The organism is Pseudomonas sp. GW822-FHT03F04 (assembly GCF_058801405.1).
On record NZ_JBXANF010000004.1, the window covers coordinates 80,478 to 103,975 of the forward strand.

The window sequence follows — 23,498 nt, forward strand, 5'->3', positions numbered from 1 at the left end:
AGACACCGGATTGTGTCGGAAAAGTCGTGACAGCGATGGATTTGCCACTAATCTGATGCCTTATATGCACAAGCCTGGATATTCCAGGCTTCGTGCTATCAGATGCTTCAAAGTTTTGGCGTGGCTGTCTTTTTTCACTGGATACCTGATATTCGATGCGCAGTCCTTACTGGTTGTTTCTCGTCTTGCTCTTGCTGCTGGCCGGTCTGCAGTACCGCCTGTGGGTGGGCAATGGCAGTCTGGCGCAAGTTGCCGAACTGAATCAGCAGATTGCTGATCAGCACGCCGAGAACGAAGCCTTGCTGGAGCGCAACCGGGTGATGGACGCTGAAGTCAGCGAGTTGAAGAAAGGCATGGAGACCGTTGAAGAGCGGGCTCGTCACGAACTGGGCATGGTCAAGGACGGCGAAACCCTTTACCAGTTGGCCCAATGATCGATTCCCTGCCGGCCTTCTGGGCCGTGATTCCTGCCGCGGGCGTCGGTGCCCGTATGGCCGCGGACCGTCCCAAGCAATACCTGCAACTGGGCGGGCGCACAATTCTTGAACACAGCCTCGGCTGTTTCCTCGATCACCCGAGCCTCAAGGGCCTGGTGGTCAGTCTTGCTGTCGATGATCCTTATTGGCCGAACCTGGCTTGCGTCAGTGATCCGCGGATTCAGCGGGTCGAGGGTGGCGCCGAGCGTTCAGGTTCGGTGCTCAACGCTTTGCTTCATCTGCACGCCCAAGGTGCCGACGATGAGGATTGGGTGCTGGTGCACGATGCGGCACGGCCCAATCTGAGCCGTGACGATCTCGATAAACTGCTGGCTGAGCTGGCGAGCGATCCGGTCGGTGGCTTGCTGGCCGTGCCGGCGCGCGACACCCTGAAACGGGTCGACAAGCACGGTCGAGTGGTCGAAACCGTGGATCGCAGCGTGATCTGGCAGGCCTACACGCCGCAGATGTTCCGCCTCGGAGCATTGCACCGCGCACTGGCGGACAGTCTGGTGGCCGATGCACTGATCACCGATGAAGCTTCGGCGATGGAGTGGGCCGGCATGGCGCCGCGCCTGATCGAGGGTCGCGCGGACAACCTGAAAGTCACCCGCCCGGAAGACCTCGAATGGTTGCGCCAGCGCTGGGCCAACCGTCGTTAAATCCGATACTCCGGCCGTTCGGCCAAGCCTTCCTTGAGAAAATCCACCAGTTTGCGCACCTTCGGCGACAAGTGCCGTTGTTGCGGATACAACGCCCACACCGCCGTATTCGGCGGTTGATGCGCCTCCAGCAGCGAAATCAACGCGCCGCTGTGCAGATGCTCCAACACGTAATAGTCCGGCAACTGACACAGGCCGACGCCCTGTAACGCCGCATCCAGCACCGCTTGCCCACTGTTGCAGCGCCAGTTTCCCTGTACCCGCTGGGAAAATTCCCGCCCGTTCTGTTCCAGTTGCCAGATATCCGAGCTGCCGATCAGGCAGTTGTGCCGGCTCAGTTCCGACAAACTGTGTGGCCGACCGTACCGTTCGAGGTAGGACGGCGACGCGCAGAGGTACATGCGCCGCGGTGCCAGCCGGGTCGCCACCAACCGAGAATCCTGAAGACGCCCGAGGCGGATCGCCAGATCCAGGCCTTCGTGCACCAGATCGAGCTGCCGGTTGGTCAGCTCTATATCGATGCGCAGTTGCGGATAGTGCCCCATGAACCGCGTCACCAGCGGCACGATGAAGCGCTCCCCGTAGGCCACGGCGCAGGTCATGCGCAGCATGCCTTTGGGTTCGCTGGTCAGGTCGCCGACCGCACGCAGTGCTTCTTCGCGACCATCCTGCAGACGCTGGCAATGTTGCAGGAAGGTCTGGCCGGCTTCGGTCAAGGTGACACGCCGGGTGCTGCGATACAGCAGTCGCGTCTGCAAACGCTCTTCCAGTCGTACGATTTGTCGACTGACATGCGAGGAAGAAACACCCAGGCGTTCGGCGGCGGCGGTGAACTGGCTGCACTCGGCAACGGCGACGAACTCGTCGATACCTTCCCAGCGGTTTTCGGACATGGGGATTATCCCTGTATGGCAATAATGTTTTGCTTTTGTCCGGATTATTCATCAGTCAGCGCTGGACTACACTCCCTGTCTGGTTTTTATTCAATGGATTCACTGGAGAGTCAGCATGATCAAGTCGCGCGCCGCCGTTGCCTTCGAGGCCAAGAAGCCGCTGGAAATCGTAGAAGTCGATGTCGCCATGCCCAAGGCCGGTGAAGTGTTGCTGCGCGTGGTGGCTTCGGGGGTTTGCCACACCGACGCCTACACCCTGTCCGGTGCTGACCCGGAAGGTATCTTCCCGTCGATCCTCGGCCACGAAGGTGGTGCCATCGTTGAAGCGATCGGCGAGGGCGTGACCTCGGTGGCCGTTGGCGACCACGTGATTCCGCTGTACACCCCGGAATGCGGCCAGTGCAAGTTCTGCAAATCGGGCAAGACCAACCTGTGTCAGGCGATTCGCGCCACTCAGGGCAAGGGGCTGATGCCGGATGGCACTTCGCGCTTTTCCTACAAGGGCCAAACGATTTTCCACTACATGGGTACCTCGACCTTCTCCGAGTACACCGTGCTGCCGGAAATCTCCGTGGCCAAGATCTCCAAGGATGCTCCGCTGGAAAAGGTCTGCCTGCTTGGTTGCGGCGTGACCACCGGTATCGGTGCAGTGATCAACACTGCCAAGGTCAAACCGGGTGACACCGTGGCCATCTTCGGTCTCGGCGGCATCGGTCTGTCGGCCGTGATTGGTGCAGTGAAGGCCAAGGCCTCGCGCATCATTGCCATCGACATCAACCCGGCCAAGTTCGAAATCGCCAGGCAACTGGGCGCTACCGACTGCGTGAACCCGAAAGATTTCGATCGTCCGATCCAGGAAGTGATCGTCGACATGACCGACGGCGGCGTCGACTTCTCCTTCGAATGCATCGGCAACGTGCAACTGATGCGCGCAGCCCTCGAGTGCTGCCATAAAGGTTGGGGCGAGTCGGTGATCATCGGTGTTGCCGGTGCCGGCCAGGAAATCGCCACCCGTCCGTTCCAGCTGGTGACCGGTCGCGTCTGGCGCGGCTCGGCGTTCGGCGGCGTGCGTGGCCGTACCGAGCTGCCAAGCTACGTCGACATGGCGCAAAGCGGCGAGATCCCGCTGGATACTTTCATCACCCATACCATGGGCCTGGAAGACATCAACAAGGCGTTCGATCTGATGCACGAAGGCAAGAGCATCCGCACCGTCATTCATTTCTGATCAATCGCGATGCCACGGTAGCCAATGTGCAGCCGTGGTTGCGTAGGAGTCGTACATGAGTCTGGAAAACATCTCCTGTCAGAAGAGTTTCGGCGGTTGGCACAAGCGCTATCGCCATCGTTCCGATGTGTTGGGCTGCGACATGGTGTTCGCTGTGTATCTGCCACCGCAGGCAGAGCAGGGCGGCAAGCTGCCGGTGCTGTACTGGTTGTCGGGCCTGACGTGCACGGACGAGAACTTCATGCAGAAGGCCGGCGCCATGCGCATGGCGGCTGAACTGGGATTGATCATCGTGGCGCCGGACACCAGTCCCCGTGGCGCCGATGTACCGGGTGATCCGGATGGCGCGTGGGATTTTGGTCTCGGTGCCGGGTTCTATCTGAATGCCACGCAGGAGCCGTGGTCGCGGCACTATCGGATGCATGACTATGTCGTGCAGGAATTGCCTTCACTGGTTGAAGCGCATTTCCCGGCTGCGGACAAGCGCAGCATCAGTGGCCATTCCATGGGCGGTCACGGTGCATTGGTCTGTGCATTGCGCAACCCTGGGCGTTACCAATCGGTGTCGGCGTTTTCGCCGATCAACAATCCGATGGATTGCCCGTGGGGCCAGAAGGCGTTCTCCCGTTATCTGGGCGAAGACCGTTCGAAGTGGCGCGAGTGGGATGCCTGTGCGCTGATCGCCGAGGCGGACGAGAAACTGCCGTTGCTGGTCGATCAGGGTGACCGCGACGATTTCCTCGCCGCGCAGCTCAAGCCGGAGGCGCTGCAACAAGCGGCAAAACAGGCGGGTCATCCCCTGACGTTGCGCCTGCAACCGGGCTACGACCACAGCTATTTCTTCATTGCGAGCTTCATTGACGACCACTTGCAGCATCACGCACGCGCCCTCAAGGGCTAATGCAGGTAGAATCACGCCCTGACAAAATTCGGGGCGTTTTTTTATGCGTATTGGCCACGGCTATGATGTGCACCGTTTCGCTGAAGGCGATTTCATTACTCTGGGCGGCGTGCGAATCGCACACGGCTTCGGGCTGCTCGCTCACTCCGACGGTGACGTCCTGCTGCATGCCTTGAGCGACGCCTTGCTCGGCGCGGCTGCGCTGGGTGATATCGGCAAGCACTTCCCGGACACCGACCCGCAATTCAAGGGCGCCGACAGCCGAGTGCTGTTGCGTCATGTGGTCAGCCTGATCCACGCCAAAGGCTGGAAAGTCGGCAACGTCGACAACACCATCGTTGCCCAGGCACCGAAAATGGCCCCCCATATCGAATCGATGCGCGCGCTGATTGCCGCGGATCTGCAAGTAGAACTGGATCAAGTGAACGTGAAAGCCACCACCACCGAGAAGCTCGGCTTCGTCGGTCGCGAAGAAGGCATCGCCGTGCATTCCGTTGCCTTGTTGCTGCGCGCATGAACGAACTGCAATTGCTCGGCCCACGGGCCTATGGCGACGCGCTCGGCACCGCGGTACTGAAAGCCATCGCCGAAGATTTCCAGGTCGATGAAGTCCTCGACATTCCGTTCAGCGGTGACGGCGAGCACCTGTGGATCTGGGTGGAAAAGCGCGGTCTGAACACCGAAGAAGCGGCGCGCCGCATTGCCAAGGCGGCCGGTGTGCCATTGCGCACGGTCAGCTATGCCGGCCTCAAGGACCGTCAGGCGCTGACGCGCCAGTGGTTCAGCGTGCAACTGCCGGGCAAGGCCGATCCGGATCTGTCGGCGGCGGAAAACGACACGCTGAAGATCCTCAAGACCACGCGCCACAAGCGCAAGCTGCAACGCGGCGCGCATTCGGCCAATGGTTTCACCTTGCGCCTGACCCAGTTCAATGGCGACAAGGCTGCCATCGACGAGCGCCTGCAACTGATTGCCAAGCAAGGTATCCCGAACTACTTCGGCGCCCAGCGTTTTGGCCATGACGGTGGTAACGTCGTCGACGCTCGGTCATGGGCGGCGCGCAAGGCCCTGCCGGAGCAGCGCAATGTGCGTTCGCGCCTGCTGTCGACTGCACGCAGCTTTCTGTTCAACCAGGTGCTGGCGGCACGGGTGGCTGATGGCACCTGGCAGCGCGCCCAGGTCGGCGATCTACTGGCGTTCACCGACAGCCGCAGCTTTTTCCCGGCGGGTGAAGCCGAGTGCAGCGACCCGCGCCTGGCGATTCTCGACCTGCATCCGACAGGGCCGCAGTGGGGCGAAGGTGACTCACCGGCCGCCGGCGCTGTCCATGATCTGGAGCAGGCAATTGCCGCAGGCGAGGCGGATCTGCGCGATTGGTTGATTAATGCCGGTATGAGCCACGAACGTCGCATCCTTCGACTGCCCATTGGCGGGTTGACGTGGCATTATCCCGAGCCTGACATTCTGCAACTGGAATTCGTCCTCCCGGCCGGATGCTTCGCCACCGTATTGGTGCGCGAACTCGTTGATCTGGTGCCGGTGGGGCAGACGGACAGCCCATGCGTATTCTGATTTCTAACGACGATGGGGTAACCGCACCCGGTCTTGCCGCGCTTTATGCTGCGCTGGCGGATTACACCGAATGCGTGGTTATCGCCCCGGAACAGGACAAGAGCGGTGCCAGCAGTTCGCTGACGCTGGATCGTCCGCTGCACCCGCAATACCTGGCCAACGGTTTCATCAGTCTCAATGGCACGCCGACCGACTGTGTGCACCTGGGGCTCAATGGTTTGCTGGAGCGCGAGCCGGACATGGTGGTTTCGGGCATCAACCTCGGCGCCAACCTGGGCGACGACGTGTTGTATTCCGGGACAGTGGCGGCGGCCCTTGAAGGCCGCTTTCTCGAACGCCCATCGTTTGCCTTCTCGCTGGCCTCCCGGCAGGTGGACAATCTGCCCACCGCTGCCTACTTTGCGCGCAAACTGGTCGAGGCCCACGCCGGGCTCGATCTGCCACCGCGCACGGTACTGAACGTGAACATTCCCAATCTGCCCATCGATCATATTCGCGGCATCCAGCTGACTCGCCTGGGGCATCGCGCCCGTGCGGCAGCGCCGATGAAAGTGGTCGATCCCCGTGGCAAGGCCGGTTACTGGATTGCCGCCGCCGGCGATGCGGAAGACGGCGGGCCGGGCACTGATTTCCATGCGGTGATGCAGGGCTACGTTTCCATCACTCCGTTGCAGCTTGATCGCACCTTCAATGATGCCTTCAGAAATCTCGACGGCTGGCTGGAGGGGCTCAACTGATGGCTCGTGAACAAGACGACCGGTTGCGCAGCGGCATCGGGATGACTTCCCAGCGCACCCGTGAACGCCTGATTCAGCGGTTATATGAAGAAGGCTTGTCCAACGCCAATGTGCTGGAAGTGATCCGCCGTACGCCGCGTCATCTGTTTGTCGATGAAGCGCTGGCGCACCGGGCCTATGAAGACACCGCGCTGCCGATCGGCCACAACCAGACCATCTCCCAGCCTTATATGGTCGCGCGCATGAGCGAGTTGCTGCTCGAGGCGGGGCCGCTGGACAAGGTGCTGGAGATCGGTACCGGTTCCGGTTACCAGACGGCGGTGTTGTCGCAACTGGTCGAACGGGTGTTCTCTGTCGAGCGGATCAAGGTACTGCAGGATCGGGCCAAGGAGCGTCTGGTCGAACTCAACCTGCGCAACGTGGTGTTCCGCTGGGGCGATGGCTGGGAAGGCTGGCCGGCGCTGGCGCCGTACAACGGCATCATCGTCACGGCCGTGGCGACCGACGTACCGCAGGCCTTGCTCGATCAACTGGCGCCCGGCGGTCGGCTGGTGATTCCGGTCGGTTCCGGAGAAGTGCAGCAATTGATGCTGATCGTGCGCGAAGAAAACGGCTTCTCCCGACACGTTCTCGGGGCGGTTCGCTTCGTGCCATTGCTCAACGGGCCGCTGGCCTGAGCATTTGTTTGCCGGCGCTGAATTCCTTGCGAGAGCGCCTGTCTTACAGCGGCATCGATTGTTTAAACAGGATTTATCGTCCATGAGCAAACGTGTGCGTCGAGCGATATCGCTTCATTAAAGGTAAAGCCTGTTTCGCCCGTTATACTTGCGAAGTTACATGCCGGAATCGGCATTCCACATTTTTCAGCCACCACAAAGGGAGCGGCGGGTGAGTCTCACAGTCATTGCGCAGCGTATGGGTAACACGAGCTTTCAGCGCCTGGTGACTGGCCTTGTCTTGAGCACCTTGCTGGTCGGTTGCTCCAGCACCAAATCGAGCAACGTGCGGGTCGTCGATCGCAACAATGCGGTGGCCCAGCGTCCTACAGTGACGACCGGGCAGTATGTAGTCCGTCCGGGCGACACAATGTTTTCGATCGCGTTTCGCTACGGCTGGGACTACAAAGCCCTCGCTGCCCGGAACAATATTCCTACGCCGTACACGATCCATCCGGGTCAGACGATTCGCTTCGATGGCCGCCCTGGTTCAACGTCGACCGCGGTGGTGAGCAACAGCGGTTCTGCGCCGTCTTCGTCGAGCAAAACCACGATAATCCGGCGCCAGGCGAATGGCACGACGACCACCACAACCACCGGTTCCGGGGCGACTTCTGCGGCCGTTGTACCGTCCGTCGCCAACAAGCCGGCACCGGCTCCATTGCCTCCACCGGGCCCGGCCCCGACCGGCTGGGGATGGCCATCTAATGGCATTCTGATTGGTAAATTCTCTTCAAACGGTAGTTTGAATAAAGGAATTGATATCGCCGGGGATTTGGGACAGCCTGTTTTAGCTGCGTCTGATGGGACGGTGGTTTACGCCGGGAGTGGCTTAAGGGGCTACGGCGAATTAGTCATCATCAAACACAGTGAAACCTACGTCAGTGCTTACGGACACAACCGTCGGCTGTTGGTACGGGAGGGGCAGCAGGTCAAAGTCGGACAGACAATTGCCGAAATGGGGTCAACGGGTACAGACCGGGTGAAACTGCATTTTGAGATTCGCCGACAAGGTAAACCTGTAGATCCGCTGCAGTTCCTGCCAAGACGTTGATTTGCAGACCAGCCTGTTCCGTCGCGTAGAGGGGACAGGCTCCAGCGTTGCCAAGGATAAAGGCGTCGCTTGAGCTTGGGGTCGAACTCACCAAAGGACTATAACAATGGCTCTCAGTAAAGAAGTGCCGGAGTTTGACATCGACGATGAGGTTCTCCTGATGGAGACCGGCATCGATTCGGATTCGATGTCGAATGATGAAGGGGCTGCTCCACCTTCCGTTCGTGCCAAATCCAAACACTCCGCTTCACTTAAGCAACACAAGTACATCGACTACACCCGGGCACTCGATGCCACGCAGCTGTACCTCAACGAAATCGGCTTTTCCCCATTGCTCTCCCCGGAAGAGGAGGTTCATTTTGCGCGCTTGTCGCAAAGTGGCGATCCCGCCGGGCGCAAGCGCATGATTGAAAGTAACCTGCGGCTGGTGGTCAAAATCGCCCGGCGTTACGTCAATCGGGGGCTGTCGCTGCTGGATCTTATCGAAGAGGGCAACCTCGGGCTGATCCGGGCGGTGGAAAAGTTCGATCCCGAGCGCGGCTTCCGCTTCTCGACCTACGCGACCTGGTGGATCCGTCAGACCATCGAGCGCGCGATCATGAATCAGACCCGGACCATCCGGCTGCCGATCCATGTGGTCAAGGAGCTCAACGTGTACCTGCGGGCTGCACGGGAGCTGACGCAAAAACTCGATCACGAACCTTCACCCGAAGAAATCGCCAACCTGCTGGAAAAACCGGTGGGCGAGGTCAAGCGCATGCTGGGCCTGAACGAGCGGGTTTCTTCGGTCGACGTCTCGCTGGGTCCGGATTCGGATAAAACCCTGCTGGACACCCTCACGGATGACCGTCCGACCGATCCATGCGAACTGCTGCAGGACGACGATCTGTCGCAGAGCATCGATCAATGGCTCTCGGAGCTGACCGACAAGCAACGCGAGGTGGTGGTACGCCGCTTCGGCCTGCGCGGTCACGAGAGCAGCACGCTGGAAGATGTAGGCCTGGAGATCGGTCTGACCCGGGAACGGGTGAGACAGATCCAGGTGGAAGGCCTCAAGCGCCTGCGTGAAATCCTCGAGAAAAACGGCCTGTCGAGCGAGTCGCTGTTTCAATAAGCGCCTTGCGTGATCGCCACAAAAAGCCCCGACTGGTTCGGGGCTTTTTGTTTTCTGCGGCAAAGCGGTTTGCTTCCCCGGGTTTGTAGTCTCGCGTTGTAAGCCCTGGCTTACTCTTTCGTAAGTGTTCGCTATTTTTACACTGCGGCAGACGTCCATTGAGCTTGCTGAAGATATTCAACTTATTGTTTTACATGGTTATTTTTAAATATTAAGTGCATATGACAGTGTGTTTTAGCTGAGCAGGCCGGTTGCGGCTGTCAGGGAAATCTCTAGTATCTGGGTTGTGTCGACGGACAGACACGCCCTTCAAGGAAGAGGGGAAAGGACATCGCAGGACGCGATTCATCAGGACGATGAAAAGGAACACAGGGAATAGGGAAAAAATGTGGGCGGGTCAAACCGCCCCTTTTTTTTGCCTGAAGAAAAGCAAAACCCGGAAAAGCAAAAAGGCCCGCAAGGGGCCTTTTCTTCAAACGCGGGACAGATCAGCGTTCGAGGTCTTTGATCTTGCCTTTGACGCCATCCCACTCTTCGGCATCCGGCAGTGATTCTTTCTTCTCGGTGATGTTCGGCCAGATCTCCGCCAGCTCGACGTTCAGTTGAATGAACTCTTGCATCTCTTCCGGGACTTCATCCTCGGAGAAAATGGCTACGGCCGGGCATTCTGGTTCGCACAGGGCGCAGTCGATGCACTCATCCGGGTGAATCACCAGGAAGTTCGGGCCTTCGTAAAAGCAGTCCACCGGACAGACTTCTACGCAGTCGGTGTACTTGCACTTGATGCAGTTGTCGGTGACGACGAAGGTCATTTCTAATTTTCTCCTCAGGCGGCGGCAGCGTTGCCCCTTCACGGTTGGGGTCGCCAGGTTCGGGAGCGATGTCTGCCAGCCAGGCTATTAGCCAGCAGCATCCCAAACCGCGCGAGATTCTAACAGCTTGAAGCCTTTTGCGTTATATCCGGTTCGTCGGTGCTTAGATCCGGTTCTTTAGTGCATAGAGCATTTCGAGCGCACGGCGCGGTGTCATGTCGTCTATGTCCAGTTTAGCCAACTCATCCAGCACCGGATGCGGAAGGCTGGCGAACATGTCGCTTTGTTGCGGCGTCGCCGGTTTGCCCTTGGCGGCCGGTTTAGGCGCTTCATGCGGCAAAGCAGTGTCTTCCAGGCGGCTCAGGTGTTCACGGGCGCGCACGATCACTTCGCTCGGCACACCCGCCAGTTGCGCCACGGCCAGACCATAACTCTGGCTGGCCGGCCCTGGCAGCACGTGGTGCAGGAACACGATGCGTTCGTTGTGCTCGGTTGCATTGAGGTGCACGTTGGCCACCAAGGGCTCGGCTTCCGGCAGCACGGTCAGTTCGAAATAGTGCGTGGCAAACAGCGTGTAGGCGCGCAGGTGCGCCAGTCGCTCGGCTGCCGCCCAGGCCAGGGACAGACCGTCGAACGTGCTGGTGCCGCGCCCCACTTCGTCCATCAGCACCAGGCTGCGCTCGGTGGCGTTGTGCAGAATGTTGGCGGTTTCGCTCATTTCCACCATGAAGGTCGAGCGCCCGCCGGCCAGGTCGTCGCTGGAACCGATCCGGGTGAAGATCCGGTCCACCAGCGACAGTTCGCAGCTGGCCGCCGGCACGAAGCTGCCGATATGGGCCAGCAACACGATCAGTGCAGTCTGGCGCATATAGGTGGATTTACCACCCATGTTCGGGCCGGTAATCACCAGCATGCGGGTGTTGTCATCCAGGCTCAGGTCGTTGGCCACGAACGGCGTGGTCAGTACCTGCTCGACCACCGGGTGACGACCCTGAGTAATGCGCATGCACGGTTCACTGACGAAGGTCGGGCAATTCAGGTCGAGATTCAGTGCTCGTTCGGCAAGGTTGCTCAGCACATCCAGTTCAGCCAGCGCGCCAGCGGTGTCCTGCAATGGTGGCAACTGACTGATCAGATCTTCCAGCAGCGCTTCGTAGAGCATTTTTTCGCGAGCCAGGGCGCGGCTCTTGGCCGACAGCGCCTTGTCTTCAAATTCTTTCAGCTCAGGCGTGATGAAGCGCTCGGCACCCTTGAGGGTCTGACGACGAATGTAATCCGCCGGTGCCGATTCAGCCTGCTTGCTCGGCAATTCGATGAAGTAGCCGTGGATGCGGTTGTAGCCGACCTTCAGGTTGGCGAGGCCCGTGCGGGCTTTTTCCCGGGCTTCCAGATCGATCAGGAACTGGCCGGCGTTTTCGCTCAGCGATTGCAGCTCGTCGAGTTCGCTGTCGTAGCCGGTTTTCAGCACACCGCCGTCACGGATCACCGCCGGCGGGTTGTCGATGATGGCTTTTTCCAGCAGCGCCGCCAGTTCCGGGTAAGTGCTGGTGGTGGTTGCCAGACGTTGCAGATGCGGCGCTTCCAGGTCGGTCATCGCCACTTGCAGTTCAGGCAGGGCGCCGAGTGCATCACGCAGGCGAGCGAGGTCGCGAGGACGGGCATTGCGCAGGCCGATCCGCGCCAGAATCCGCTCGATGTCGCCGATTTCCTTGAGCTGCGGTTGCAGGCTTTCAAAGCGATAGCGGTCAAGCAGGCAAGTGATCGAGGTCTGGCGTGCGAGCAGCACGGTCAGGTCGCGTAGCGGACGGTTCAGCCAACGGGTCAGCAAGCGGCTGCCCATGGCGGTCTGGCAACGGTCGACAACCGATTGCAGGGTGTTGTCGCGGCCACCGGCCAGGTTGGTGTCGAGTTCCAGGTTGCGGCGGCTGGCGCCGTCCAGCACCACGGTGTCGTCCAGCCGTTCATGACGCAGGCTGCGCAGGTGGGGCAGGGCGGTACGCTGGGTTTCCTTGGCGTACGCCAGCAGGCAACCGGCGGCGCCGATGGCCAGGGTCAACGTTTCGCAGCCGAAGCCTTTGAGATCCTGAGTGGAGAATTGCTGGCAAAGGCTTTTCAGCGCCGAATCACGCTCGAAATCCCACGGCGCGCGGCGACGCACGCCACGGCGTTTTTCCGCCGGCAGATCCTTTGGCCAGTCATCCGGGATCAACAGCTCGACCGGGTTGACCCGCTCAAGCTCCGCCAGCAGGTTCTCCCAGCCCTTGATCTCAAGCACCGTGAAGTTGCCGCTGGTGATGTCCAGCACCGCCAGACCGAACAGGCGCTCGTCCCCCAGCACCGCCGCGATCAGGTTGTCGCGACGCTCATCGAGCAGTGCCTCGTCGCTGACTGTGCCCGGGGTGATGATTCGCACTACCTGACGTTCCACCGGGCCCTTGCTGGTGGCCGGATCACCGACCTGCTCGCAGATCACGACCGACTCGCCGAGCTTGACCAGTTTCGCCAGATAACCTTCCGCCGCGTGATATGGAATCCCGCACATCGGAATAGCCTGCCCCGCCGATTGCCCACGGGCAGTCAGGGTGATGTCCAGCAACTTGGCCGCCTTCTTCGCGTCTTCGTAGAAGATCTCGTAGAAGTCGCCCATGCGGTAGAACATCAGCTGGTCCGGGTGCTGATTCTTCAGGCGCCAGTACTGCTGCATCATCGGGGTGTGGGAGGACAGGTCGGAGACGGCTTTATTCATCGGATTGTCAGGTAACTCGTTGGAAGGTGTGGGGCAAAAGCGGGGCAGTCGCCGGGCTTTTCCGCGATGGGCGCAAGGTTACCATGGGCGGTCTGTCGGACGCAGGCATCGCGGCCGGGTGACAGGTATCTGGCGCAAAAAGCTCGATTATGCACGATTTATGCAAATCAGCATTTGTCTTCCCGAAAAACTTCAAGCACTATGCGCGTTATGCAAAAACGCAACGTATCCTCCGTCTTAAGAGCACTGCTCGATCAGCACGGGATCTCCCCCACGGAGCTCCACCGTCGCACCGGCGTGCCTCAATCCACTCTCTCGCGGATTCTCAGCGGGAAGATCGTCGATCCTTCGGATAAACACATCTCGAAGATTGCCGAGTACTTCGCCGTGAGCACCGATCAGTTGCGCGGGCGCGCGGATGTTGCGCCGGTCGCCGGCGGCGGGCGCGAGGAGTTGCATTCCGAACTCAAGGACATAAGCCTGTGGGACGATGACACGCCCGTCGATGATGACGAGGTGTCGGTGCCCTTTCTTCGCGAGGTTGAATTGGCTGCTGGATCAGGAAGATTCGTCATCGAAGAGAGCGAGCGCTCTAGCCTGCGCTTTGGCAAGCGCAGCCTGCGCCATAATGGTGTGCAGTTCGACCAGGCCAAATGCGTGACCGTACGGGGCAACAGCATGTTGCCGGTACTGCGTGACGGCGCCACTGTCGGTGTCAACGCGGGCAAGTGCGGGATCGGCGACATTGTCGATGGCGACCTTTATGCGATCAATCACAACGGTCAATTGCGGGTGAAGCAGCTCTATCGCCTGCCTACCGGTATCCGCCTGCGCAGCTTCAATCGCGATGAGCATCCGGATGAGGACTACAGCTTCCAGGAGATCCAGGAGGAGCAGATTGTCATCCTCGGTCACGTCTTCTGGTGGGGCATGTACGCCCGATAACGATCCCTCTCTCAGATAAAACCCGCCCACGGCGGGTTTTTTTTCGCCTGTAGAAAACCGGACAACCCTTGATTGGCGGGGCTTTCATGCGTCCGTGCATTTCTTGTGCATAAATAAATGCATTTGCGCATTGACTGGATATGCATACATGCATATTCTTGCCACCAAGCCGCTCGACAAAGCGGCTGGCAACAACAGCTCTTTAGTTCCACAAGAACAGGCAGCGATGAACCGGCCTCAACGGTTCAGAGGGTTGGCAACTGACCCGGGTGTGCAGCGTAAAGCACCAGAAGCAGTTATCCGGCGGGCAGGGACCGCGGTCGGAAAAACAATTTGAACGGACTCGTACCGCGCCAGTAGCGCCGAAAAGTCAGCTTCCTTCACGTACACAGGATTGAAGGAAGGTAAAGGAGTGCATTACTGAAAAGCCCGGCGCATTGCCGGGCTTTTTGGAATGCTCCTCTGAGCAGATCACCTGCAATGAATATTGTGCAGAGCAGGGCCTGGTTAAATAGACAAAGGGAAATTGGAATGAATCGTTATGCACTGATGGAGTTGATCTCCGGGTACAGCTTTTATCTGGTCAACCAAATCGTGGAGGCTGAAAGTCAGCCGCCACTTCCTGAACAGACAGGACCGATGGACTACTGGATGGATATCACCACAAATCCGGAGGCTCAAGTTGGCTTGATATACAGGTACCTCGGCCCGGAACCTGGCTTCTTTCAAGCCGTTTATAGTGACTACGTTGCCATTGCTGCCGCCCGCAAGAAGCTGCGCCTTGACATTGCGGACAGATGGCTGCCGTTTAACCCGCTGCAATACCGGGTAGAGCTGGGTGCGGCAACCCCGGCAGAGGTGACGCAGTGGCAAGCCTACAAACAGTACATCGTCGACCTGACCGAGATTAACAATCAGCCCGGTTATCCAACGGCGCTCAACTGGCCGGTTGCTCCTTTCTGAGTCACTCGCCTCACAAGACTTCCACAGCGCGTGCACGACTGAAGAGCCCGGCGTAATGCCGGGCCTTTTGAAGTGCCTGGCGGATGCAATCGCTGTGGCAGTACCTCTGGAGATGAACGCATCTTCGTGAAATATCAAACCAAGGAGCAGGGAATGAAGTTGTTTGCGCTCGTAGAAGGATCGAAGGTTACCCGTCTGGTGGAAAGTGAAGAGATGCCGATTGCAACTTCACCCTTTGGTAATTGGGTCGATGTAACCGGAAACACTGAAATCGCAGTGAATGACCGCGCGTCCTTCAATGGCGGCTGGACGTTCACAAAACCAACCAATGAAGAGCTGATCAACGAGATCGAATATGACGCACTGTTGCGATTGAGAGACATTGAAAATCGTCTGTTGAGGAAGTCGTTGCAGTTCAAGGTTGATCTTGGCGTAGCCGAACCTGCCGAAGCGGCGTTGTTGCTGGTTTACAAGCAGTACGCCATTGCCATCAGCGATCTCAACAAGCAACCAGGTTATCCACGGACTGTTGTTTGGCCCGTTGTGCCTCAGTAAGCCGGTTTAACCACTCAATGGATCATTCAGGATCGCATGACTGATTAGCCCGGCCTAAGCGCCGGGCTTTTTGGAATGCCTTGACTGATTCAGGCAGATTTTCAAACAAGCCCGGGTTGCCGGCAGATCAAGGTAATAGTGATGAAAAAGTACGCACGCATTGTCGGCGGTAAGGTCGACAACCTTTTTGAAACCAATAACCCGATTCAAGAAGAATTCCCTGCCGATCAGCTTTGGGTGGATGTCACAAGTCTTTCCATTAAGCAGATCGACTATGACTCGACAGCAGTCAATAACGACGGCGTCTGGACGTTCAGTGCTCCGGACCCAGCGATGCCGAGCTGGTTGTCACTGCGATTGAACAACGAAAGAAACACCCGTCTTGCCAAGTTGAACGATCGCCTGACCGCGACCGCGCTGCCATTCAAGGTCGAGTTGGGTATCGCGACAGACGCCGACAAGGCTTATCTGCGGGCTCACAAGCAGTTCTGCATCGACCTGAGTAATGTGAACAAACAGCCTGGTTACCCACTGACCGTTGTCTGGCCGCCATTGCCATAAATGCAATTGCGGTACTTGCTCCAGCAGTATCGTAAACCGGAGTGCATGACTGAAAGGCCTCTCTAGAGGTTTCTTTGTGATCTGCAAATAAACCCCGGTGGCTGGGGTGCAGATGAATAAATCAGTCTTCTGAAAATTTAGAGAAAAAAACAATGAATCGATATGCATTTGTCCCGACTTTTAGCCAAACACCTTTTTTATTAGTGACTCACGTGCTGGATACAGAAGGAAGCGCTCCAACGACCAGTCCGGATGGGGTTCAGGGGAATTGGCACGATGTAACAGCTAACTCCGGTGTTCAAGTCGGCTGGAAAGTTGAGTATTTCTTCGATAAGGGGCTTGTTTTTACCGAGCTGACTTATGAAGACCATCTGACGCTTGCCTCGATTTACATGCAGCAGCGCTTCGATGAGACCACGCGTCGCCTGATGTTCAATCCATTGCAATGCAAAGTTGATCTTGGCATCGCTACTCCGGCAGATGAGGCAGCATTGATCACTTATAAGCGATACATCATCGCTGTCAGTGAAGTCGTAAACCAGCCTGGCTACCCGTCCACGATCAACTGGCCTGCGACACCTTACTAACAACAAATGAGCACGCATTACTGAAAAGCCCGGCGAGATGCCGGGCTTTTTGGAATGCCTGCCTCGAGAGAAAACGTTTGAACCCAACACACACCACTCATCCATCACACCAGGAGGCGTGACATGACAAACGAGCAACAAGCGTTGGCGGACATGCCGATCTGGCTGGTCATCCTGCTTGCCATGGCGGGCGGGGTCTCCGGCGAAATGTGGCGCGCCGACAAGGACGGCGCCCGCGGCTGGCCACTGCTGCGCCGGCTGGCCCTGCGCTCCGGCGCCTGCATGATCTGCGGCGTCTCGGCGATCATGCTGCTGTACGCCGCCGGCATGTCGATCTGGGCCGCCGGCGCCTTCGGCTGCCTGACCGCAATGGCCGGTGCCGACGTCGCCATCGGTCTCTACGAACGCTGGGCCGCCAAGCGCATCGGCGTCTGCGAAGTACCTCCGCGCGACCCGCAGTAACCCCTTCACTTTCTTGTCTCGCTGCACGCCGTGCGGCGGGACTGCGCGTGGACATTTGAAAAGGAGGTCATGCATGCCCGCACCGATCCGGCAGCCATCGCAGCTGTTCACGGCGATGGCGACAGCCTTGCGCAATAACGTTGACCTGAACATGCAAGTCGGCAATCACGATGACTTCACGGCACCCGGCGACAAGGCCTGGGTGTTGATCGATATCGAACGAAATGCGCCGGGAGAGCGGGCAGCCAACGGGCGGATTGCCCATGTGCTGACGCTGTCGCTGCAGGTCATTCCGGCAGTTTCCGCCACGGCGTTTGCTGCCTGCGACCTGATCGCCGCACTGAAAAACCTGATCACCGACAACCGCTGGGGCCTGCCCGGCGATCAATGTGATCTGCCGATGAACATCGATGGATTGCCGTCCTTGCTCACCCGTGCCGATCAACAGAACAAAGCCTGGACGCTGTCGTTCAACCAGACCCTCTACCTCGGTCCGACCTTGCTCGACGACCCGCTCGGCACACCGAAATTCGCCCGCACCTGGGAAGTCAGCGACATCGACGACCCCGACCAATACACCTCGCTGGAGGCCTGACCGATGTTCGACGCATTACTGCGTATGCAACTGGGGCCGATCATCGAACGCCTGGCCGAGATGGAAGCGGAGATCGAAGACCTGCACCGACGCGCCGAAAGCTATTGCCGCATCGGTATCTGTCAGGAAGTCGATGCGGCGAGCAATACCTGCAAGGTCAGCCACGGAGGATTGCTCACCCCGGCCATCAAGTTCTTCAACCCGAGCGCCGGCGCACAGAGCGAGTCGCGGATTCCGAGCGTTGGCGAACAGTGTCTGCTGTTCAACTACGGCAGCGGCGAAAGCGGTGCGCAAAGCGTGGCGTTGTTCGGCTTGAACAGTGACCGTTTTCCACCCGCTGCCACCGTCCCCACGCTGACGCGACGGGTGCATGTCGATGGCAGCGAAAGTGGCTACGACGATGCCTCTCACACCCTGCACTGGCAAAACGGTCCTGTGGCTTTCAGCGGTTCTCGCGAATCCCTTGAGCTGAGCATCGGCCCCGCACGGCTGGTGATGACACCGCAAGCGATCAACCTGCAACTGGGCGCTGTCGGCCTGACGATCGACACCTCGGGCGTGCACTTCAGCGGCCCGCTGGTGGATCACCAGGGTCGCGTCATCAGCCCCTGAATCAAGAGCCTCCCATGATCGGAATCGATAGAAACACCGGGGCCACGGTCGACGACTGGCTGCAATTCGTGCAGCGCGCGACCCGGGCCCTGACCACGCCTTTGGGCACACGGCAGAAGCGGCCCTTGTACGGGTCGCTGATCCCCACGCTGCTGGGACAGAACCTCGGCGATGACGTTCTGCTTCTGGCGCAAAGCCACGCCGCGCAAGCGTTCTACAACGCACAGAACGGCATCGGCGATTTCCAGCCGCAAGTGATCGTCGCCAGCCGTCAGGGCGCAGGGTTGCTGCTGCGATTTGCCGGCACCTGGAAAAACCGCCAACAGACTTTCGAGGTCGTGACATGAGCATGTTGATCCCTGGCCAGAACCAACTGGCCGAACCTTCACTGATCAAGGTCGAGGCCTTCGAGGATCTGCTCGCCGAGTTCAAGACCTTCGTCCTCGAGTACGTCGGCACCCGTGCGCCGGACAGCGCGGCGAAACTCAAGACCAGCCTGGAAAACGAAAGCGAACTGCTGACCCTGGCCCTGGAGGCTTTCTGCGTTCGCCTGCAAACCCACGAACGCAAATACAACGCCCGGATCAAACAGATGCTGGCGTGGTGGGCGACCGGCAGCAATCTCGATGCACGGCTGGCGGACATGGGTCTGGAGCGACAGTTGCTCGACCCGGGCGACCCGGCGGCGTTCCCGCCGGTGCCGGCGATTTACGAAAGCGACGATGACGCCCGGTTGCGCTATTACCTGGCGCCCCATGCGCCGGCGGCGGGCTCGCGGATGCAGTATCGCCGCGAAGTCTTCACCCTCGGCGAACGGCCGGCAGTGAAAGTCGAATCCACCGATGCCGGCGTCGTCGACGTCACCTACACCTTCGCCCCGGACGGCCTCGCCGCACAGGTCAAGGATGGCAACGGTCGTCGCACCGCACCCGGTGAAGTGCAGGTGACTGTGCTTTCCCGCGACGCCGACGGCACACCGTCCACCGCATTGCTCGACGGCGTGCGCCAACACTTTGCCCGACCCGATGTCTGCCCGGAAACCGACAAGGTCACCGTCAAAGCTGCGGACATTCAGCGCTACAAGATCCGCGTCGTGGCGAAGATCAACTCCGGCCCGGATTCGGGCCTGACCAAAGTCGCCGCGCAACAGCATTTGCAGGCCTACGCCGACAGTTGCCATCGCCTGGAAGGCCGGGTCGATCCGAGCTGGATCGACTACACGCTGCACAGCGCCGGCGCCGTGCAATTGCAGATTCTTGAACCGCTGACACCCATCGTGTGCACCGCGTTTCAAGCGCCGTACTGCACGGCGGTCGAGGTTGAGGTGCAGACACTATGACGGATCAGACACCGCGTCCGACCCTGCTGCCGGCCAACAGCTCGGCGCTGGAGCGGGCACTCGACATCGGCTTCAGCACATTGCTTGACCGCATCGCGCCACCGTTTCCCGAGCTGATGAACCCGAGTTCGACGCCCGTCGCGTTCCTGCCGTATCTCGCGGCGGATCGCGGGGTGGCCGAATGGAGCACCGACGCACCGGAAGCCGAAAAACGCCTGACCGTCGAACTGGCCTGGCCCACCGCGCGCCAGGCCGGCACCCGCAAGGCGCTGGAGAACGCCGCCAAGGGGTTGCAACTGAGACCCGAGATTCGCGCCTGGTACGAACAGACTCCGCCGGGCGCGCCTTACAGCTTCTCCGTGCGGGCCTTCAGCGAACAACCCTACAGCGAAGAAATCGACGCCCGTCTCGACCGACGCCTGGCTGATGCCAAGAGCGAACGGGACGTGCTGTCGGTGTCGGTCGGCCTCAGCGCCTTTGGCTCTCATGTGATCGGCGCCGCGACGTTCTGCGGCGAGCTGACCACGGTCTATCCGGTGTTCCTCGAAGGACTCGAAACCTCCGGCAAAGCCTTCATGGCGGCCGCTCTCTACACCGTCGAAACATCCACTATTTATCCTCAGGGGGCCTGAATGGCTGACTATTACACCCTGCTAACCAACGCAGGGATTGCCTACGAAACCGCCTGCAAGGCAGCGGGCGTGCCGATCAAGCTGACGCAGATTTCCGTCGGTGATGGCGGTGGCGCGGTCTACAACCCGGCCGCGACCGCCACCGCGCTCAAACGCGAAGTCTGGCGCGGTCCGCTCAATGCGCTGTTCCAGGACGAGAAAAATCCGAGCTGGCTGCTCGCCGAAGTCACCATTCCGCCGGATGTCGGCGGCTGGTATGTGCGTGAAGCCGGGTTGTGGACCGACACCGGTATTCTATACGCCATCGTCAAATACCCTGAGTCGTTCAAGCCGGTTCTGGCCACGTCCGGCTCGGGCAAAGAGTTCTACATCCGCTCGATTTTCGAGACCAGTAATGCCTCGCTGGTGACGCTGCTGATCGATGACACCGTGGTCAAGGCTACCCGCGCCTGGGTCATGAGCTACCTCGCCGAAGAACTCGGCAAGCTCGATGGCAAACAGTCGGTACGTGTCGCCGCCACCGCTAACGTGGTGTTGAACGGTGCGCAGCAGATCGACGGTGTGGCGGTGATTGCCGGCGACCGCGTGCTGCTGCCGAATCAGACCCTGGCGAAAGACAATGGTCTGTGGATCGTCGCCAACGGTGACTGGACTCGGGCCAACGATGCCAACGTCAGCGCCAAGGTCACACCGGGCCTGACAGTGATGGTGGAAGAGGGCGCGCTGAACGGCGATTCGCTGTGGCACCTGACCACCAACGCGCCGATCACCCTCGGCACCACCGCGCTGACATTCAAGATGCTGGCCGGGCGCACGGGGATTGCTGCCGGTACTTACAAGAGTCTGAGCGTCGACGAATACGGCCGCGCGACGGCCGGCTCGAATCCCGACACGCTGGCCGGTTTCGGCATCAAGGACTCCTACACCAAGGCTGAAGTCGAAGCACTGATTGCCAAGGCATCGGCGTTGCCGGTGGGGTCGATTGTGGCGTTCCCCGTTGATACGCCGCCACCGGGTTTCCTGGAGCTGGACAACAGCGTCAAGAGCAGCGCGACTTACCCGGACTTGAGCGCCTATCTGGGCGGCAAGTTCAACAAGGGTGATGAGGGTGTCGGGAACTTCCGGTTGCCTGAAGCACGTGGGGAATTCTTGCGTGGTTGGGATCATGGGCGTGGGGTGGATGCCGGGCGTGGTCTCGGCAGCTTTCAGGCAGACGATTTCAAGTCTCACAACCATCCGCCCGGGAACAATCGCCCAGGCTTCATGAGTAACGAATACCCTGTTGTTCAGGCATACCACGGCACTAACTCTTCGGGCACACCATCGTATTCCGGAGAGGGGCAACAGATGGCCACTACCGGCGTACGGGGCGGTAACGAAACCCGTCCACGCAACGTCGCCGTCATGTGGTGCATCAAAGCCTGGAGCGCTCCGGTCAATCAGGGAAACATCGACGTAGCGGCACTGGTCAAGGAAGTGTCACGCCTCGGATCTGCGGTTCCAGTGGGTGCCGTCATGGCGTTTCCTACAGGGATCGTGCCTCCTGGTTTTCTAGAGCTGGATGGCAGTGTGCAGAGCACTGCGACCTATCCGGATCTGGCGGCTTATATCGGTTCAAAATTCAACAAGGGCGATGAGGGAACCGGGAATTTTCGGTTGCCGGAGTCTCGCGGTGAGTTCTTGCGTGGCTGGGACCATGGCCGCGGCATCGACGCGGGACGCGATATTGGCAGCTATCAACTGGGCCAGAACGAAAGCCATAATCACCGCTATTTTGACACTGCAAGAGCCAACATTGACCCCTATGGGGCATCAGCACTAGGCGTCGTCAATGGTGTCACTCAGCCAATCGCTGAAGGTGGCTTTCTGAGCTCCGCAGGTGCTGACAACGCCCAGTTGGTCGCAACCACTAACACAGTTAATTCCGGTGGAAGCGAAGCCCGCCCCCGCAACCTCGCCGTCATGTGGTGCATCAAAGCCTGGAACGCACCGATCAATCAGGGAAACATCGACGTAGCCGCGCTGGCCAAGGAAGTCGCACAGCTGAAATCGTCTGTTCCGGTGGGTGCTGTTCTGTCGTTTCCGACGGGTGTCGTTCCTGCCGGTTACCTTGAACTGGATGGCAGCGTGCAGAGCACTGCGACCTATCCGGATTTGGCGGCGTATCTCGGTACAAAATTCAACAAGGGCGATGAGGGGACCGGGAATTTCCGGTTGCCGGAGTCTCGCGGTGAGTTCCTGCGTGGCTGGGATCATGGTCGCGGGGTTGACGCGGGTCGCGCCATTGGCACTTATCAGAAAGGTTCGTTGCTTCACGGTAATGATGACACTGGTGCCGAGGTTCACGGGCTCAATAATATCAATGCTAGTCGTGCTGGCTTGGGCTGGGATCTTCCGGCGATGGCTGACTATTCTGGGAGCAGCGGGTACACGTCAAGCGGAGTTCAAATTCCCGGATCGCTGTTTACTCAAGCGCACTATGGTGTGGCGCGCCCGCGCAACCTGGCGGTGATGTGGTGCATCAAGGCCTGGAACGCACCGGTCAATCAGGGAAGCATTGATGTCGCTGCGTTGGCTGTTGAGGCCAGACTGGCTCGGCTCAACGGTGCAGAAGTAGGTGCCGCGCGTAACCTGAGAGTATCGCTGCCTGCTGCCGCGTCGGTTGCAACGCTTACCGCTGATCAACTGATTGTCGAGCAACCGGGCATTGCCCAATACAAGTTGTCGGATCTCAATCTTTCGCTGGATCTGACAACTGTCGGTGTGGGCGGCATGGATACCGGTACTGCTCCAGTAAGTGGCAGTGTCGGGATTTACGTTATCTATAACCCGGACTTGAAGGTTGCGAAACTGCTTGCTGTCAATGCTACGTCGAGCGTGATTCCAGAGGTCTATGCAGGCGCAAATATGCCGGTTGGCTATACGGCGAGTGCATTGGTCAGCGTTTGGCAAACCAACGCAAGTAGACAGTTGGTTCCCGGCATTCAACTTGAGCGTTCAATTTCCGTTGCCCAAGTGACAATCCTGGAAAACGGTGTGTCAATGGCATGGACGGCTCTCTCGCTGGCGTCTGTTGTTCCGAAAAACGCTAAAACGGTCGGTGGGTATGTTCACTACATCGCAAGTGCTGTTAGCACCGCCGGCGGTAACTTGAGTCTTGCATCGGATGCCACTGGTATGGGAGCGAAAAATACCGGTATTGGCGGAGCACTCGGTCTGGGCACCAGCGCCCCATTCTCGGACCTGGTCATGATCACCCCGCAGACCATCTACTACACCCTTGATACGACGGTTTCGCGTTTCAATGATGTCCATATCACTCAGTACACTTTTTAA

The 23,498-nt window shown here is 59.2% G+C and carries 26 protein-coding genes; 23 read left to right on the forward strand and 3 right to left on the reverse strand.

Features of this window, described 5'->3' with window-relative positions; all coding sequences use genetic code 11:
- Window positions 1-155: 155 nt before the first annotated feature.
- The gene (ftsB, locus tag AC1RMX_RS09900; protein ID WP_003222158.1) at window positions 156-434 is read left to right on the forward strand and encodes a cell division protein FtsB; all 279 of its coding nucleotides are present in this window, start codon (window positions 156-158) and stop codon (window positions 432-434) included.
- Window positions 431-1,138: a 2-C-methyl-D-erythritol 4-phosphate cytidylyltransferase gene (gene ispD / locus AC1RMX_RS09905; RefSeq protein ID WP_102621421.1), complete on the forward strand. Its 708-nt coding sequence runs from the start codon at window positions 431-433 to the stop codon at window positions 1,136-1,138. Before ftsB ends, ispD begins: the two co-directional genes overlap by 4 nt.
- Here the strand turns inward: ispD and AC1RMX_RS09910 are convergent.
- Window positions 1,135-2,031 (reverse strand): LysR substrate-binding domain-containing protein, encoded by an 897-nt coding sequence (locus tag AC1RMX_RS09910; RefSeq protein ID WP_102621420.1) that lies wholly within the window; start codon window positions 2,029-2,031, stop codon window positions 1,135-1,137. The genes ispD and AC1RMX_RS09910 overlap by 4 nt on opposite strands.
- A 115-nt stretch (window positions 2,032-2,146) precedes the next feature.
- On the opposite strand from AC1RMX_RS09910, the gene AC1RMX_RS09915 reads away from it, so the two are divergent.
- The 8 genes from AC1RMX_RS09915 (at window position 2,147) to rpoS (ending at window position 9,353) form a co-directional block, all read left to right on the forward strand.
- Window positions 2,147-3,259: an S-(hydroxymethyl)glutathione dehydrogenase/class III alcohol dehydrogenase gene (locus AC1RMX_RS09915; RefSeq protein ID WP_065259207.1), complete on the forward strand. Its 1,113-nt coding sequence runs from the start codon at window positions 2,147-2,149 to the stop codon at window positions 3,257-3,259.
- 55 nt (window positions 3,260-3,314) lie between these two features.
- Window positions 3,315-4,160, forward strand: a complete 846-nt coding sequence (fghA, locus tag AC1RMX_RS09920) for an S-formylglutathione hydrolase (RefSeq protein ID WP_493071677.1) — start codon at window positions 3,315-3,317, stop codon at window positions 4,158-4,160.
- 43 nt (window positions 4,161-4,203) lie between these two features.
- Window positions 4,204-4,677: a 2-C-methyl-D-erythritol 2,4-cyclodiphosphate synthase gene (gene ispF / locus AC1RMX_RS09925; protein ID WP_007954821.1), complete on the forward strand. Its 474-nt coding sequence runs from the start codon at window positions 4,204-4,206 to the stop codon at window positions 4,675-4,677.
- Entirely contained in the window at window positions 4,674-5,732 is a 1,059-nt protein-coding gene (truD, locus tag AC1RMX_RS09930) for a tRNA pseudouridine(13) synthase TruD (protein WP_102621418.1), read from the forward strand. The genes ispF and truD overlap by 4 nt, the downstream gene beginning before the upstream one ends.
- Window positions 5,720-6,469, forward strand: coding sequence for a 5'/3'-nucleotidase SurE (gene surE / locus AC1RMX_RS09935; RefSeq protein WP_096819612.1), 750 nt, complete (start codon window positions 5,720-5,722; stop codon window positions 6,467-6,469). The genes truD and surE overlap by 13 nt, the downstream gene beginning before the upstream one ends.
- Before the next feature lie 41 nt (window positions 6,470-6,510).
- Complete coding sequence (locus AC1RMX_RS09940) at window positions 6,511-7,146, forward strand: protein-L-isoaspartate(D-aspartate) O-methyltransferase (RefSeq protein WP_173861377.1); 636 nt, start codon at window positions 6,511-6,513, stop codon at window positions 7,144-7,146.
- 211 nt (window positions 7,147-7,357) lie between these two features.
- Window positions 7,358-8,239 carry a peptidoglycan DD-metalloendopeptidase family protein gene (locus tag AC1RMX_RS09945; RefSeq protein ID WP_096819610.1) on the forward strand — a complete coding sequence of 294 codons (882 nt, stop codon included), beginning with the start codon at window positions 7,358-7,360 and terminating at the stop codon, window positions 8,237-8,239.
- A 106-nt stretch (window positions 8,240-8,345) separates the two neighbouring features.
- Window positions 8,346-9,353, forward strand: coding sequence for an RNA polymerase sigma factor RpoS (gene rpoS / locus AC1RMX_RS09950; RefSeq protein WP_007954831.1), 1,008 nt, complete (start codon window positions 8,346-8,348; stop codon window positions 9,351-9,353).
- Between the two features lie 488 nt (window positions 9,354-9,841).
- Here rpoS and fdxA read toward each other — a convergent pair whose 3' ends face one another.
- Together fdxA and mutS are read right to left on the reverse strand one after the other, a co-directional pair.
- Window positions 9,842-10,165, reverse strand: coding sequence for a ferredoxin FdxA (gene fdxA, locus AC1RMX_RS09955; protein ID WP_007908827.1), 324 nt, complete (start codon window positions 10,163-10,165; stop codon window positions 9,842-9,844).
- 163 nt (window positions 10,166-10,328) lie between these two features.
- Window positions 10,329-12,911 (reverse strand): DNA mismatch repair protein MutS, encoded by a 2,583-nt coding sequence (mutS, locus tag AC1RMX_RS09960; protein WP_096819609.1) that lies wholly within the window; start codon window positions 12,909-12,911, stop codon window positions 10,329-10,331.
- A 210-nt stretch (window positions 12,912-13,121) separates the two neighbouring features.
- Between mutS and AC1RMX_RS09965 the strand changes: the two genes are divergently transcribed.
- The 13 genes from AC1RMX_RS09965 (at window position 13,122) to AC1RMX_RS10025 (ending at window position 23,498) form a co-directional block, all read left to right on the forward strand.
- Window positions 13,122-13,856, forward strand: coding sequence for a LexA family transcriptional regulator (locus tag AC1RMX_RS09965; RefSeq protein WP_085729827.1), 735 nt, complete (start codon window positions 13,122-13,124; stop codon window positions 13,854-13,856).
- Between the two features lie 148 nt (window positions 13,857-14,004).
- Window positions 14,005-14,193 (forward strand): hypothetical protein, encoded by a 189-nt coding sequence (locus tag AC1RMX_RS09970; protein ID WP_134825654.1) that lies wholly within the window; start codon window positions 14,005-14,007, stop codon window positions 14,191-14,193.
- 194 nt (window positions 14,194-14,387) lie between these two features.
- The gene (locus AC1RMX_RS09975) at window positions 14,388-14,819 is read left to right on the forward strand and encodes a tail fiber assembly protein (RefSeq protein WP_096819608.1); all 432 of its coding nucleotides are present in this window, start codon (window positions 14,388-14,390) and stop codon (window positions 14,817-14,819) included.
- A gap of 153 nt (window positions 14,820-14,972) precedes the next feature.
- The gene (locus AC1RMX_RS09980) at window positions 14,973-15,374 is read left to right on the forward strand and encodes a tail fiber assembly protein (RefSeq protein ID WP_096819607.1); all 402 of its coding nucleotides are present in this window, start codon (window positions 14,973-14,975) and stop codon (window positions 15,372-15,374) included.
- 141 nt (window positions 15,375-15,515) lie between these two features.
- On the forward strand, window positions 15,516-15,935 hold the full coding sequence (locus AC1RMX_RS09985; protein ID WP_493071681.1) for a tail fiber assembly protein: 420 nt from the start codon (window positions 15,516-15,518) through the stop codon (window positions 15,933-15,935).
- Between the two features lie 152 nt (window positions 15,936-16,087).
- The gene (locus tag AC1RMX_RS09990; RefSeq protein ID WP_096819605.1) at window positions 16,088-16,522 is read left to right on the forward strand and encodes a tail fiber assembly protein; all 435 of its coding nucleotides are present in this window, start codon (window positions 16,088-16,090) and stop codon (window positions 16,520-16,522) included.
- A gap of 123 nt (window positions 16,523-16,645) precedes the next feature.
- Window positions 16,646-16,984 carry a phage holin family protein gene (locus AC1RMX_RS09995; protein WP_493071684.1) on the forward strand — a complete coding sequence of 113 codons (339 nt, stop codon included), beginning with the start codon at window positions 16,646-16,648 and terminating at the stop codon, window positions 16,982-16,984.
- 73 nt (window positions 16,985-17,057) lie between these two features.
- Window positions 17,058-17,579 carry a hypothetical protein gene (locus AC1RMX_RS10000; protein ID WP_096819603.1) on the forward strand — a complete coding sequence of 174 codons (522 nt, stop codon included), beginning with the start codon at window positions 17,058-17,060 and terminating at the stop codon, window positions 17,577-17,579.
- A gap of 3 nt (window positions 17,580-17,582) precedes the next feature.
- Entirely contained in the window at window positions 17,583-18,191 is a 609-nt protein-coding gene (locus tag AC1RMX_RS10005) for a phage baseplate assembly protein V (protein ID WP_493071686.1), read from the forward strand.
- 14 nt (window positions 18,192-18,205) lie between these two features.
- Window positions 18,206-18,538, forward strand: a complete 333-nt coding sequence (locus tag AC1RMX_RS10010; RefSeq protein ID WP_102621413.1) for a phage baseplate protein — start codon at window positions 18,206-18,208, stop codon at window positions 18,536-18,538.
- A complete protein-coding gene (locus AC1RMX_RS10015) occupies window positions 18,535-19,530 on the forward strand; it encodes a baseplate J/gp47 family protein (RefSeq protein WP_493071688.1) in 996 nt (331 codons plus the stop codon). Before AC1RMX_RS10010 ends, AC1RMX_RS10015 begins: the two co-directional genes overlap by 4 nt.
- On the forward strand, window positions 19,527-20,162 hold the full coding sequence (locus AC1RMX_RS10020) for a phage tail protein I (protein WP_273539884.1): 636 nt from the start codon (window positions 19,527-19,529) through the stop codon (window positions 20,160-20,162). Before AC1RMX_RS10015 ends, AC1RMX_RS10020 begins: the two co-directional genes overlap by 4 nt.
- On the forward strand, window positions 20,163-23,498 hold the full coding sequence (locus AC1RMX_RS10025; RefSeq protein WP_493071690.1) for a tail fiber protein: 3,336 nt from the start codon (window positions 20,163-20,165) through the stop codon (window positions 23,496-23,498).

Excerpts from the sequence above, each read along its gene's own strand:
- rpoS (WP_007954831.1), top strand. The coding sequence starts at position 8,346 with ATGGCTCTCAGTAAAGAAGTGCCGGAGTTTGACATCGACGATGAGGTT.
- fdxA (WP_007908827.1), bottom strand. The coding sequence starts at position 10,165 with ATGACCTTCGTCGTCACCGACAACTGCATCAAGTGCAAGTACACCGAC.
- AC1RMX_RS10005 (WP_493071686.1), top strand. The coding sequence starts at position 17,583 with ATGTTCGACGCATTACTGCGTATGCAACTGGGGCCGATCATCGAACGC.
- ispF (WP_007954821.1), top strand. The coding sequence starts at position 4,204 with ATGCGTATTGGCCACGGCTATGATGTGCACCGTTTCGCTGAAGGCGAT.
- AC1RMX_RS09980 (WP_096819607.1), top strand. The coding sequence starts at position 14,973 with ATGAAGTTGTTTGCGCTCGTAGAAGGATCGAAGGTTACCCGTCTGGTG.
- AC1RMX_RS09965 (WP_085729827.1), top strand. The coding sequence starts at position 13,122 with ATGCAAAAACGCAACGTATCCTCCGTCTTAAGAGCACTGCTCGATCAG.
- AC1RMX_RS09990 (WP_096819605.1), top strand. The coding sequence starts at position 16,088 with ATGAATCGATATGCATTTGTCCCGACTTTTAGCCAAACACCTTTTTTA.
- surE (WP_096819612.1), top strand. The coding sequence starts at position 5,720 with ATGCGTATTCTGATTTCTAACGACGATGGGGTAACCGCACCCGGTCTT.
- AC1RMX_RS09995 (WP_493071684.1), top strand. The coding sequence starts at position 16,646 with ATGACAAACGAGCAACAAGCGTTGGCGGACATGCCGATCTGGCTGGTC.
- mutS (WP_096819609.1), bottom strand. The coding sequence starts at position 12,911 with ATGAATAAAGCCGTCTCCGACCTGTCCTCCCACACCCCGATGATGCAG.
- AC1RMX_RS10015 (WP_493071688.1), top strand. The coding sequence starts at position 18,535 with ATGAGCATGTTGATCCCTGGCCAGAACCAACTGGCCGAACCTTCACTG.
- AC1RMX_RS09940 (WP_173861377.1), top strand. The coding sequence starts at position 6,511 with ATGACTTCCCAGCGCACCCGTGAACGCCTGATTCAGCGGTTATATGAA.
- truD (WP_102621418.1), top strand. The coding sequence starts at position 4,674 with ATGAACGAACTGCAATTGCTCGGCCCACGGGCCTATGGCGACGCGCTC.
- ftsB (WP_003222158.1), top strand. The coding sequence starts at position 156 with ATGCGCAGTCCTTACTGGTTGTTTCTCGTCTTGCTCTTGCTGCTGGCC.
- AC1RMX_RS10000 (WP_096819603.1), top strand. The coding sequence starts at position 17,058 with ATGCCCGCACCGATCCGGCAGCCATCGCAGCTGTTCACGGCGATGGCG.
- AC1RMX_RS09915 (WP_065259207.1), top strand. The coding sequence starts at position 2,147 with ATGATCAAGTCGCGCGCCGCCGTTGCCTTCGAGGCCAAGAAGCCGCTG.
- AC1RMX_RS10010 (WP_102621413.1), top strand. The coding sequence starts at position 18,206 with ATGATCGGAATCGATAGAAACACCGGGGCCACGGTCGACGACTGGCTG.
- AC1RMX_RS10025 (WP_493071690.1), top strand. The coding sequence starts at position 20,163 with ATGGCTGACTATTACACCCTGCTAACCAACGCAGGGATTGCCTACGAA.
- AC1RMX_RS10020 (WP_273539884.1), top strand. The coding sequence starts at position 19,527 with ATGACGGATCAGACACCGCGTCCGACCCTGCTGCCGGCCAACAGCTCG.
- AC1RMX_RS09975 (WP_096819608.1), top strand. The coding sequence starts at position 14,388 with ATGAATCGTTATGCACTGATGGAGTTGATCTCCGGGTACAGCTTTTAT.
- AC1RMX_RS09970 (WP_134825654.1), top strand. The coding sequence starts at position 14,005 with ATGCATATTCTTGCCACCAAGCCGCTCGACAAAGCGGCTGGCAACAAC.
- AC1RMX_RS09910 (WP_102621420.1), bottom strand. The coding sequence starts at position 2,031 with ATGTCCGAAAACCGCTGGGAAGGTATCGACGAGTTCGTCGCCGTTGCC.
- ispD (WP_102621421.1), top strand. The coding sequence starts at position 431 with ATGATCGATTCCCTGCCGGCCTTCTGGGCCGTGATTCCTGCCGCGGGC.
- fghA (WP_493071677.1), top strand. The coding sequence starts at position 3,315 with ATGAGTCTGGAAAACATCTCCTGTCAGAAGAGTTTCGGCGGTTGGCAC.
- AC1RMX_RS09985 (WP_493071681.1), top strand. The coding sequence starts at position 15,516 with ATGAAAAAGTACGCACGCATTGTCGGCGGTAAGGTCGACAACCTTTTT.